At 70.7% G+C, this 10,811-nt stretch carries 12 protein-coding genes; 4 read left to right on the forward strand and 8 right to left on the reverse strand.

Annotation, left to right across the window (positions count from 1 at the left end):
- Positions 1 to 25: 25 nt before the first annotated feature.
- The gene (locus tag QJ852_23335) at positions 26 to 481 is read right to left on the reverse strand and encodes a MaoC/PaaZ C-terminal domain-containing protein (GenBank protein WGX96071.1); all 456 of its coding nucleotides are present in this window, start codon (positions 479 to 481) and stop codon (positions 26 to 28) included.
- An 11-nt stretch (positions 482 to 492) separates the two neighbouring features.
- Complete coding sequence (locus tag QJ852_23340; protein WGX96072.1) at positions 493 to 1,278, reverse strand: enoyl-CoA hydratase/isomerase family protein; 786 nt, start codon at positions 1,276 to 1,278, stop codon at positions 493 to 495.
- Between the two features lie 129 nt (positions 1,279 to 1,407).
- Between QJ852_23340 and QJ852_23345 the strand changes: the two genes are divergently transcribed.
- The gene (locus tag QJ852_23345) at positions 1,408 to 2,046 is read left to right on the forward strand and encodes a TetR/AcrR family transcriptional regulator (GenBank protein WGX96073.1); all 639 of its coding nucleotides are present in this window, start codon (positions 1,408 to 1,410) and stop codon (positions 2,044 to 2,046) included.
- Between the two features lie 29 nt (positions 2,047 to 2,075).
- On the opposite strand, the gene QJ852_23350 is transcribed toward QJ852_23345, so the two are convergent.
- From QJ852_23350 to QJ852_23375, 6 genes are read right to left on the reverse strand one after another with little or no spacing between them, the layout of a single operon-like run.
- Positions 2,076 to 2,786: an ABC transporter ATP-binding protein gene (locus QJ852_23350; GenBank protein ID WGX96074.1), complete on the reverse strand. Its 711-nt coding sequence runs from the start codon at positions 2,784 to 2,786 to the stop codon at positions 2,076 to 2,078.
- The gene (locus tag QJ852_23355) at positions 2,783 to 3,490 is read right to left on the reverse strand and encodes an ATP-binding cassette domain-containing protein (GenBank protein ID WGX96075.1); all 708 of its coding nucleotides are present in this window, start codon (positions 3,488 to 3,490) and stop codon (positions 2,783 to 2,785) included. The genes QJ852_23350 and QJ852_23355 overlap by 4 nt, the downstream gene beginning before the upstream one ends.
- A complete protein-coding gene (locus QJ852_23360) occupies positions 3,487 to 4,452 on the reverse strand; it encodes a branched-chain amino acid ABC transporter permease (GenBank protein ID WGX96076.1) in 966 nt (321 codons plus the stop codon). The genes QJ852_23355 and QJ852_23360 overlap by 4 nt, the downstream gene beginning before the upstream one ends.
- The gene (locus tag QJ852_23365) at positions 4,449 to 5,312 is read right to left on the reverse strand and encodes a branched-chain amino acid ABC transporter permease (GenBank protein WGX96077.1); all 864 of its coding nucleotides are present in this window, start codon (positions 5,310 to 5,312) and stop codon (positions 4,449 to 4,451) included. Before QJ852_23365 ends, QJ852_23360 begins: the two co-directional genes overlap by 4 nt.
- Complete coding sequence (locus QJ852_23370; GenBank protein ID WGX96078.1) at positions 5,309 to 6,808, reverse strand: AMP-binding protein; 1,500 nt, start codon at positions 6,806 to 6,808, stop codon at positions 5,309 to 5,311. The genes QJ852_23365 and QJ852_23370 overlap by 4 nt, the downstream gene beginning before the upstream one ends.
- Before the next feature lie 4 nt (positions 6,809 to 6,812).
- Positions 6,813 to 7,988, reverse strand: a complete 1,176-nt coding sequence (locus tag QJ852_23375) for an ABC transporter substrate-binding protein (GenBank protein ID WGX96079.1) — start codon at positions 7,986 to 7,988, stop codon at positions 6,813 to 6,815.
- Positions 7,989 to 8,173: 185 nt separating this feature from the next.
- On the opposite strand from QJ852_23375, the gene QJ852_23380 reads away from it, so the two are divergent.
- From QJ852_23380 to QJ852_23390, 3 genes are read left to right on the forward strand one after another with little or no spacing between them, the layout of a single operon-like run.
- Positions 8,174 to 9,400, forward strand: coding sequence for a beta-ketoacyl-[acyl-carrier-protein] synthase family protein (locus tag QJ852_23380; GenBank protein ID WGX96080.1), 1,227 nt, complete (start codon positions 8,174 to 8,176; stop codon positions 9,398 to 9,400).
- Entirely contained in the window at positions 9,397 to 9,810 is a 414-nt protein-coding gene (locus tag QJ852_23385; protein ID WGX96081.1) for a nuclear transport factor 2 family protein, read from the forward strand. Before QJ852_23380 ends, QJ852_23385 begins: the two co-directional genes overlap by 4 nt.
- Before the next feature lie 41 nt (positions 9,811 to 9,851).
- Complete coding sequence (locus QJ852_23390) at positions 9,852 to 10,784, forward strand: SDR family oxidoreductase (GenBank protein WGX96082.1); 933 nt, start codon at positions 9,852 to 9,854, stop codon at positions 10,782 to 10,784.
- Positions 10,785 to 10,811: the final 27 nt, after the last annotated feature.

Consider the following 10,811-nt stretch of genomic DNA (forward strand, 5'->3'; position numbering starts at 1 on the left):
ACAGGAATTGACATTGACGTCAAATTCAATGACCGAGCGAGACGAGCAGCGGGATCGAACCGGACTGGACCAGCTCGTCGCGCTGGTTGAGCAGCTCGAAGCGACGCTCGAGCACACCGGCGTCGCGACGCGAGGTCAGTCGGGCGCCGGCGATCTCCACCCGGACCCGGACCGTGTCACCCACGACGACCGGCGCCCGGAACCGCCAGTCGTCGACCCCGAGCAAGGCGATCGAGCAGCCCTCGAAGACGCCGAGGCGCGAAGCGAGACCCATCGCGACCGACAGGCCGAGCACGCCGTGCGCGATCCGCTCGCCGAACCGCGAGCCGGCCATGTGCACGGCGTCGGTGTGCGGCGGGTTCGTGTCCCACGACCAGCCCGCGAACCAGACGATGTCCGACTCGGTGATCGTGCGGCCCTGCCCCGAGAAGACCTGGCCCACCTCGAAGTCCTCGAAGTGCCAGACGCGCAGCGGCTCCATCCGGCGCGCCGTCAGCGCCCCGTGAAGTGCGCGGGACGCCGGGCCACGAAGGCCTCGACCCCCTTGCGGACGTCGTCGCTGTGGTTGACCACCTCGACGGCGTACTCCGCGTCGACCAGCGCCTCCTCGAAGCTCTGCTGGCGGGCGCGGCGCATCATCCGCTTGGCCATCCGCACCGCCAGCGGCGCCTTGGCCGCCAGCAGCGCGGCGAGCTCGGCGCCGCGCTCCTGCAGCCGGTCGTCGGGCACGACCTCGGTCACCAGGCCGAGCCGAAGGGCCTCGCGGGCGTCGTAGACCTCGCCGAGCAGGGTCATCCGCAACGCGGCGTCGTGTCCCATCGCCCGCGGGAAGAGCCAGGCCCCACCCTCGTCGGGGAGCAGCCCGACCCGCCCGCTGGTGTCGCCGAGCTTCGCGCTCTCGGCCGCGATCCGGAAGTCGCACAGCAGCGCGAGCGACAGTCCTCCAGCGACGGCGTGACCGTGGACGAGCGCGACGACCGGCTTGTCCAGGGCGTGCAGCAGGCGGTTGACGGCGTGCATGCCCTCGCGCATCACCATGCCGTGCCCGAGCTGTCGCTCCTCCCCCTCGATCGCCTCCGCCTCACTGCGGACGTCACCGCCGACGCAGAAGGCGCGCCCGGCGCCGGCGAGCACCATCACCCGCTCCTCGTCACTGCGCTGGTAGTCGAGGACCGCGGCGGCCAGCCCTCGACACAGTGCCGTGTCGTAGGCGTTGAGCACCTCCGGACGGTTCAAGATGACCCAGCGGACGTCACCACGCCGCTCTACGATCACCACGTCATCAGAGTCATCGGGCATGCTGAGCTGTTCCGCAGACACGATGGTGATCTTAACTGACTTTGACGTCAGGTTCAATGAACGTCTAGGCTCGACCCCGAGGGGCCGACCAGGATCCGAGGAGGTCTCATGACCGATACCGACGGCGACACGTCCGTCACCACGCTGACGCCGCGCGCCCAGCGCACCCGCGCAGCCCTGCTGGTCTCGGCGCGTGCGGTCTTCGAGCGCGACGGCTTCCACAACGCCCGGATCACCGACATCGCCGACGGCGCGAAGGTGGCCCATGGCACCTTCTACACCTACTTCGACTCGAAGGAGAGCGTCTTCCTGGCGCTGGTCGACGAGATGATCGCCGACCTCTTCCATGAGAACGAGGATCCGGGCACCGCCCGCGAGCACAGCAACCTCCAGCCGATCGAGCGACTCGAGCGCAGCAACCGCGAGTACCTCAAGGTCTACCGCGACAACGGCCGCCTGATCGCCCTGTGGGAGGAACTCGCCACCCATCACGAGGGCGCCAAGGCGCGCCTCGACCAGGGCCTGCAGAAGTACGTCGACCGCAGCGAGCGGCAGATCATCCGTCTACAGGGCGAGGGCCGAGCCGACGCCGCGCTCGACCCGCAGTACGCCGCCCGCGCGCTGACCGGGATGGTCTACCGGTTCGCCTACTCCTGGTTCGGCCAGGGCCTCGACTACGACCTCGAGAAGGCTGTCGACAGCCTGACCCGGCTGTGGGCCAACGCGCTGCGGATGGACCAGGGCTGAGCCAAGCTCAGCCCTGGAACAGCCCTGGATCAGCCCTGGAACACCGAGATCTCGGCGAGCTCGCGCTGGCTCAGTCCGTCGCGGTCGATGCGCCCGAGCTTGGCCGTCAGGCCACGGTCGGCGAGACGCGCGGCGAAGGCGGTGTTCTGCTCGAGGAGCAGGATGCTGAGCGCGCCCTCCCTGCGCAGTCCGCCGAGGAACTCGGTGACCGTGCCGATCGCCGAGGGCGACAGCCCCAGCGACGGCTCGTCGAGGATGAGCAGCCGGGGCTCGGCCATCAGCGCGCGCGCGATGGCCAGCAGTTGCTGCTCGCCTCCGCTGAGCAGGCCGGCGCGCACCCGGGCACGGGCCTCGAGACGCGGCACCAGGGCGTACATCGCATCCCGACGCTCCTGCCAGTCGCCGTGGCGGCGGCGGACGAACGCGCCGACCTTGAGGTTCTCCTCGACGCTGAGCTGCGGGAAGACCATCCGGCCCTCGGGGACGTAGACGATCCCGTCGCGGACCGCAGTCCGAGCGACCGGGGCACCGGCGTACTCGATCCGGCCGGAGGCCGCCGGGACGAGACCCGCGACCGCCTTGCCCAGAGTGCTCTTGCCGGCGCCGTTGGCGCCGACGACCGCGAGACACTCCCCCGCGGCCACCATCAGGGACATGCGCTCGATCGCCACCGCGCGCCCGTAGCGGACCGCGAGGTCGTGCACCGTGAGCACGGGTGCTGCCGTGTCGTGTCCGGTCATGTCAGGTAGGCCTCCACGAGGTCGGTTCGGGACGCGAGCTCCGCCGTGGCTCCCTCGGCGACCTTGCGACCCGCGTCGAGGACGACGAGCCGGTCGGAGAGAGCCCGGGTACGCCCGATGTCGTGCTCGATCAGGCAGATCGTGGTGCCCGCGGCGTGCACCCGGCGGATCATCTCGACGACATGGTCGCGGTCCTCGGTCGCGAGGCCCGCGAGTGGCTCGTCGAGCAGCAGCACCGACGGCGCGCGGACGACGGCGATCGCGATGCCCACCAGCTTGCGGCTCGCGAGCGAGCAGTCCTTGACCAGCATGCGCCAGGAGTCCGCCAGCCCGAGCATCTCGCGCACCCGCTCCACCTGGTCGGGAGCCTTTCCTCGGGTGGCGAGGAGCAGGTTCTGCTCGACGCTCAGGTCTCCGAACCCACCGACGTTCTGGAAGGTGCGGACCAGCCCGCGCCGGGCGATGCGGTGCGGCTTGACGCCGTCGATCCGCCTGCCCTGCAGGCGGACCTCGCCCTGGGTGGGCGGCATGAACCCGCTGATCACGTTGAACAGGGTGGTCTTGCCGGCGCCATTGGGACCGATGATGCCGACGCAGTCGCCGCGGGCCACCGCGAGATCGATGTCGGCGAGGACCTCGACCCCGCCCAGCCGGACGGTGACGTCGTTGACCTCGAGGACGGGGTGGGCCGTGGACGGGCTCATGCGGGGCTCCTGCGACGGGCGAGGAGGGAGCGGCCGCGCCGGGTGAGGCCGGCGATGCCGCCTGGCTCGACCAGCGCGATCAGGGCGAGGGCGCCGCCGACGAATGCGATCCGCAGCGACGGCTCCACCTCGAGGTAGAGCGGCAGGATCATGAGGAGGAAAACGCCCGCGAGCGCGCCACCCACCGAGCGGACGCCGCCCACGATGAGCAGGCTGAGCAGGAAGATCGACTCGCTGGTCGCCATGGAGTCCGGGCCGATGTAGCCGACCATCGGCGCCCAGGCGACGCCGACGGCCGCCGCGAGCGCGGAGGCGACACCGAAGATCACCGTCTTGTAGACGACCGGGTCGAGGCCGAGGCCACGCGACGCGTTCTCGTCGTCGCGGATCGCGGTCAGCCGCAGACCCCAGTGGGAGCTGCGGATCCAGATCACGACGAGCAGCACCACCAGGAACACGACGACCAGCCACAACGAGAAGTAGCGGTAGATGCTGAACCCGAACGGCATCTCGTCGCCCACGCCCCACATCACCGTCAGCCCCTCGGTTCCGCCGAGCAGGTCGGGCGACTTGGCGACGACGCGCACCATCAGCTCGCCGATGGCGAAGGTGACGACCGCGAAGGACATGCCCGCGGTCCGCCCCACGACCGGGAAGCCGATCAGGGCGGCCACGACGCCACAGCCCAGCACCGCGGCGAGACCGGCGAGCGGCAGCGGCCAGCCGGCGGTCTCGTTCAGCACGACGGAGGCATAGGCGCCTGCCCCGAAGAACGCGGCGTGGCCCGCGGGCAGCAGGTTGAGGTTGCCGACCATCAGGTCGAGGCTCAGCACCAGGGCGCCGTACGCCAGGAAGGTGTTGAGGAGGACGACCCGGTTGTCCGGGACGCTGCACGCCAGGACCACGAGGACGACGGCGACGGCGAGGGCGAGGCCGGAGCGGCGGAGGGCGACGGTCCTCATCCCGCGCGCACCTGCTTCCTGTTGAAAAGGCCCTGCGGCATCACGAGGAGGACGACGATCATCGCGGTGAAGGTGTAGACGCTCGTCATGGACGGGTCGGCGTACCTCGCCGCGAAGGCCTCGACGAGGCCGAGCAGGAGCGAGGCGACCAGGACGCCGACCGGCGAGCCGAGGCCACCGATGATCGCGACGACGAAGCCGGTGAGCAGGAAGCTCATCCCGATCGACGGCGTCACCGGCGTGACCGACGCGATGCACAGGCCCGCGATCGCGGCGAGCACCCCGGCGACCACGAAGGCGTAGAGCCCGACCCGGCGCGCCGAGAGCCCCAGGGTCGCGGCGGCGAACCGCTCGTCGCCGGTCGCGCGCAGGGCGAGGCCGACCCAGGTCCGCTTGAGCGCGACCGCGCAGCCGATCACGATGGCCGCGGTCACCAGGATCACGACGATCCGGGCCCAGGCGATCTGGTCGCCGCCGGGCAGGCTGAGCGTGCCCTCGACGCGCGGACCGGTGCGCGGGATCGCGGAGAAGAGCTGGAGGAAGAGGTTCTCGCTGAACAGCAGGAGGCCGAGCGAGAAGGCCAGCCCCTGCAGGTGGTCGCCGATGGTGAACGCGAAGCCGACCAGGTAGACCACCGCGGCGACGGCGACCGCCACCAGCAGAGCGAGCGGGATCGCCAGCGCGGTCGGGGCGAGCACCGCGAACCCGATCACCGAGTAGGCGCCGATCGTCACGAACTCGCCGTGCGCGAAGTTGAGGATGTGGGTGACGCCGAAGGTGATGGTCAGGCCGAGGCCGACCAGCGTGTACAGGCCGGCCTGCATGAGGCCCAGCAGCAGGGTCAGGAGGAGGTCGCTCACCCGGCCGCCTCCAGCACCCGCTTGACCTCGAAGCGCTGCAGCTTTCCCATCGAGTTGCGCGGCAGCGCGGCGACGACGACGAGGTCGCGGGGCACCTTGTAGTCGGCGAGGTGCTCGCGACAGTAGGCGCGCAGGTCGTCTCTCTGCAGCTCCGCGCCGTCCTCGAGGACGGCGACAGCGACGATCTCCTCGCCCCACTGCCGGCTCGGCCGGCCGACCACGACGCACTCGTGCACGGCGGGATGCCTGTCGACGACCTGCTCGACCTCGGCGGCGTAGACGTTCTCGCCACCGCTGATGATCATCCCGTGCTTGCGGTCGACGATGGTCAACCGGCCGGCGTCGTCGAAGGAGCCGATGTCACCCGACAGGATCCAGGGGCCGCGCCGGGTGTCGGCGCCCGCGGCCTGCGGGGAGAGGTAGCCGATCGACGCCGCGATGGTGCGGATGCCGACCTCGCCGCGCTGCCCGGGTGGGCATGGACGGCCGTCGTCGTCGAAGACCGCGACGTCGGAGCCGACGGTGCTGTAGCCCACGGTACCGCGCCGCACGGTGTCGCGGGACTTGACCTCCATGGTCGCGAAGCCGGCCTCGGTCCAGCCGTAGGTCTCCTGGATGGTGGCGTCGGGGAACATGTCGAAGGCCGCCTCGACGAGGTCCGCCGCGGCGGCGGCGCCGGACGTCATGATCGAGCGGGCGGTCCGCATCGGCGCCCGGCCGCGGACGACCCACTCGTCGTGGATCATCTGCGTCATCGACGGCACCAGGAAGGCGAACGTCGCGCGCTCGGCGAACTCGTCGTACGCCTCGGCGGCCGAGAAGGACGGCATGATCCGGACCTCGCCGCCCATCAGCCAGGTCGCCAGCGCGAAGCTGGAGTAGGACATGTGGAACAGCGGCCCCGGGACGAGCGTCCGCTCGTCCCACTGGATCCGCAGCTGCCAGCCCCAGCGCATGGTGTTGACGATCCAGTCGTCGTTGCGCACGGCCGCGCCCTTGGGCAGACCGGTGGTGCCGGAGGTGTAGAACACCACCGCCACCCGCTCGCCGCGCGCGGGATCCTCGATCAGGTCGCGGCCCCGCTCCCCCGGGACGACGGTGTCCGCGTCGACGACCCGGACTCCGGGCGCCGCGATCCGGCGGGCCACCTCGACGTACTCGCCCGCGGCGAGGACGGTCCGTGCCTCGGAGTCCGCGAGGATGTGCTGCAGCTCGCGGTCCGCGAGCCGGTTGTTGAGCGGCACCGCGCCGACCCCCGCCCGCTGGCAGGCGAGGTAGGACGCCAGCGCGTCCAGCCCGTTCGGGAGCAGCGTCGCGACCATCGGCCCGTGCTCTCCCCCGGCCGTCGCGGAGACCGCGTCGGCGAGGTCGCCGACGCGGTCCCACAGCTGAGCGAAGGTATACGCCGTGGACGTGGCGCCGAGCACCGTGGCAGCGACCTGGTCCGGCCGGCTGCGGGCCACCATTCCGACCATGTCCGCCAACGTGTAGTCCATGACGTCACTGCCCTCCGAACGACACGACCTCGCCCTGGCCCTCGCGCAGGACACCCAGGCCCATCGGGCTGGTGTTGAGACCGTCGGCGTCGAAGGAGAGCCGCACGACCCCGTCGTACGACGACCCGCGCAGCGCCTCGGAGATCGCCTCCACGTCGGTGGTGGTGCCGGCCTCCTCCATGGCCTGGACCAGCATGCCGACGTAGTCGTAGTGGACGAAGGGGAAGTAGGTCATCTCGCCGTCGGGGATGTCGTAGGCGTCGGTGAACTTCGCGATGAACTGCTTCTGCTCGTCGTCGGCCGGGTAGAGCGGGTCGGCGCCCAGCACCAGCCAGGTGTAGGCGTCCAGCGTGTCCTCGCGCGCGACGCCGGGCTGCGCGGAGATGCCGCGGGTGAGGTAGACCTGCGGCAGCCCGGCCTCGGCCGCGGCGTCCATGATCGCGGACGCTGCGCTGTCGTTGTTGTAGCCGATGAAGATGCCCTGCACGCCGTCCTTGATCCGCTGGACGATCGGCGCGAAGTTGGTCGAGGCGGGGTCGTAGAACTCGGTCTGGGAGACGGTGACGCCGTTGTTCTCGAAGGAGGCGGCGTAGCCCTCGGCGAGCGCCTTGCCCGTGTCGTCGTCGGTCATCAGCATCGCGATGTCCTTGACGTCGGGCAGCTGCTCGACGGCGGCCGGGATGTAGCCGTCGTTGACCATGGTCGTGTCGTTGGGCGAGAGCCGGAAGAACGGGTCGCCCTTGCCGGCGTACGCGTCCATGCCTGTCGAGACGGACAGCATCATCACGTCGCCGGCGCGCTGGACGGCGGTCGCTGCAGGCGGGACGGCGGCCGCCATGTCGGGCCCGAAGACGAACTTCGCGCCGAAGCCGGTGATCAGGTCCTGGGTAAGCCCCGCGGCCTTGTTCGGGTCGCTGGCGAGGTCGACCGCCTTGTAGTCGATCGTGCAGTCCTTGCCGTCGACCTGGAAGCCGGCGGCGTTCGCGTCCTTGACCGCGAGCTCGATGGCACGCTCACCGTCGGCCCCGAACGCCGAGGCGGCGCCGGTCTGGCTGAAGATCGAGCCGATCTTGACGACACACTCACCGTCGGCGGCACCGCCGTCGGAGCCGCCACAGGCGGCGAGGGACCCGAGAGCGAGGACGCCGATCACGGCGAGAGGAAGGGGCGATCGAGACACGCGGGAACTCCTGCCTGACAAGGGTGCGTGCGTGGAGATCCACGGACGCCTGGGACCGAGATCACACCATTTATTGATTCTGACGTCAACTTCATTTTACTCGGAGAATCTATTGAAACTGACGTCAATTTCTAATAGCCTCGCAGCACCGGCAGCACCGATGACACGGATGGAGACCGATCACCATGAGCCGAGAGAACGCGGGCGTCGCGATCACCGGGATCGGGGCGATCACCGCACTCGGGCACAGCCCGGCGGAGTTCACCGCGGCACTGGACGAGGGTCGTACCGCCCTCTTCCCCGCCGCCTGGGCCGACCCCGGGTCCCCCGCGTCCTGGGCCTCGACCGTCAGCGGCTTCGACCCGCTCGACTGGATGGACCCGCGCCTGGCCGACGGCACCGACCTCTTCGCGCAGTACGCCCTCGCGGCGGCTCAGCAGGCGGTCGAGGACCACGGCCAGCCGCTGGAGCCGGGCACCGGCGTCGTCATCGGTACGACGATGGCCGGCGTCACCTCGCTCACCGAGGCCCAGCGCCGGCTCGACCTGGTCGGCCCCGAGGCGGTGCCGCGCAAGCTCAACATCCAGGCCTGGCCGAACATGGCCGCGGGCCAGATCGCGATCAGGTACGCCCTGCACGGTCCGCTCCTCACGGTGTCCACCGCCTGCGCGTCGAGCATCGACGCCATCGGCACCGCCCTGGGCATGATCCAGACCGGCCGCGCCGACGTCGTGATCGCCGGCGGCACCGAGCGCGGCCTGTGCGAGGTCCTGCACCACTCGCAGGCCAGCTACGGCATGACCAACCAGGTCACCGACCCGATGCTGTCGACGATGCCGTTCGACCGGCGCCGGACCGGGCTGGTCGAGGGCGAGGGTGCCGCGATCGTCGTCCTGGAGAACCTGGAGCGCGCCCGCGAGCGCGGCGCGACGATCCATGGCGTGCTGGCGGGCTACGGCTCGCTCTCCGACGGCTCGCACCCCTCGTCCCCGGACCCGAGCGGCTCCTACGAGGCCCAGGCGATGCGCGACGCGCAGCGGATGGCCGGCGTGACGCCGGACGAGGTCACCGGCCTGGTGGCCCACGCGACCAGCACCCCCAAGGGCGACACCGTCGAGATCAGCGCGATCAACCAGGTGTTCGGCGAACGGGACGACGACCTGCACGTCACCTCGATCAAGGGCAGCGTCGGACACACCGGCGCCGCGTCCGGCGGCATGGGGCTGCTCCTCGCGCTGCATGCCATCGCGACCGGGCGCCTCGCGCACATCCCGACCACCCACGAGGTGGAGGACGGCGCCCGCTTCCACATCGTCACCGAGAAGCCCGCGGTCGCGGACTTCCACACCGTCCAGGTCAACGCCTTCGGGTTCGGTGGCCAGAACTCCTCGATCATCGTGAGGCGAGCATGAGCGACCAGCAGACCACCCCCACCACCCCGACCCGGCGCGATGTCGTCGCCGGGTGCGCCGCGGAGTGGTCGCGCCGCTCCCAGGCCGGCGACTTCGACGGGATGCTGGCACTGGCCGCGCCCGGGATGACCGCCTGGCAGAGCGGCGGCGAGCCGCCGAGCCCGTTCGTCGAGGCGATCGAGGGCATCCGGACGATGCACGAGCGGATGGGCCAGTGGCAGTACCTGCACCCCCGGCTGATCGTCGACGACCACGGCTTCTGCGAGCAGCACGTCGTGCGCTTCGCGCGGGCGGACGGCAGCACCCGCGACTTCACGGCCTGCGTGGTCGCCGAGGTCGACGAGAACGGGCTCATCTCCCGGCTCGACGAGTACCTCGACCCGGCCCGGAACTCCACCTGGGTGGCCTGAGCCGTCGGGCTCGCCATCGACCTACCCCGAAGGGACCTCTCATGGACGGCATCTGCAGTGGCCGCGTCGCCATCGTGACCGGAGCGGGCCGCGGCCTCGGCCGAGCCCATGCGCTCGAGCTCGCCCGCCAGGGCGCGCGCGTCGTCGTCAACGACACCGGCGGCGACGTCCACGGCACCGGCGCCGACCGGGCCGTGGCGGACCTGGTCGTCGAGGAGATCCGGGCACTGGGCGGCGAGGCCGTCGCGAACTACGCCGACGCCGCCGACTGGGAGGGCGCGGCGAGCATCGTGTCCGACGCGCTCGAGGCCTATGGCCGCCTCGACTCCCTGGTCAACAACGCAGGCATCCTGCGCGACCGGATGTTCGTGAACATGTCGGTCGAGGAGTGGGACGACTGCATCCGCGGGCACCTGCGCACGACCTTCTCCTGCACCAAGCACGCCGTCGCGCACTGGCGCGAGGAGTCCCGCGCGGGACGCGAGGTGGACGCCCGGGTCATCAACACCTCCTCACCGTCGGGGCTGTACGGCAACCTCGGGCAGAGCAACTACGGAGCGGCGAAGGCCGGCATCGCGGCGTTCACGATCATCACCGCGAGTGAGCTCGCCCGCTACGGCATCACCGTCAACGCCATCGCACCGGGCGCCCGCACCCGGATGACGGAGAACCTCGCCGTGCTCGATGGCGCCACGACCGATGCCGACGGCGGGTTCGACGAGATGGCGCCCGAGAACGTCTCCCCGCTCATCGCCTTCCTCGCCAGCAGCCGCTCGGCCGGGATCACCGGCCGCGTCTTCAACGTCTGGGGCGGTCGGGTCAGTGTCGCCGAGGGCTGGGCCGCCGGCCCCGGCGAGGACAAGGGAGCCCGGTGGACCGTCGACGAGCTCACCTACTCCCTGCCGGCCTTCGTCTCCGACGCGGCCCCGAACGCCGACACCTGGGGCGTCCGGCCGGAGTCGACCTTCGCCTGAATCGAACTTGACGTCAATGTCAGTTGA

The sequence above is a fragment of the Nocardioides sp. L-11A genome (assembly GCA_029961745.1).
Lineage (GTDB): Bacteria > Actinomycetota > Actinomycetes > Propionibacteriales > Nocardioidaceae > Nocardioides.

Bases quoted from the DNA above. Each gene is read 5' to 3' on its own strand.
- QJ852_23335 (WGX96071.1), bottom strand. From the start codon at position 481: ATGGAGCCGCTGCGCGTCTGGCACTTCGAGGACTTCGAGGTGGGCCAG.
- QJ852_23345 (WGX96073.1), top strand. From the start codon at position 1,408: ATGACCGATACCGACGGCGACACGTCCGTCACCACGCTGACGCCGCGC.
- QJ852_23350 (WGX96074.1), bottom strand. From the start codon at position 2,786: ATGACCGGACACGACACGGCAGCACCCGTGCTCACGGTGCACGACCTC.
- QJ852_23355 (WGX96075.1), bottom strand. From the start codon at position 3,490: ATGAGCCCGTCCACGGCCCACCCCGTCCTCGAGGTCAACGACGTCACC.
- QJ852_23360 (WGX96076.1), bottom strand. From the start codon at position 4,452: ATGAGGACCGTCGCCCTCCGCCGCTCCGGCCTCGCCCTCGCCGTCGCC.
- QJ852_23370 (WGX96078.1), bottom strand. From the start codon at position 6,808: ATGGACTACACGTTGGCGGACATGGTCGGAATGGTGGCCCGCAGCCGG.
- QJ852_23380 (WGX96080.1), top strand. From the start codon at position 8,174: ATGAGCCGAGAGAACGCGGGCGTCGCGATCACCGGGATCGGGGCGATC.
- QJ852_23385 (WGX96081.1), top strand. From the start codon at position 9,397: ATGAGCGACCAGCAGACCACCCCCACCACCCCGACCCGGCGCGATGTC.
- QJ852_23390 (WGX96082.1), top strand. From the start codon at position 9,852: ATGGACGGCATCTGCAGTGGCCGCGTCGCCATCGTGACCGGAGCGGGC.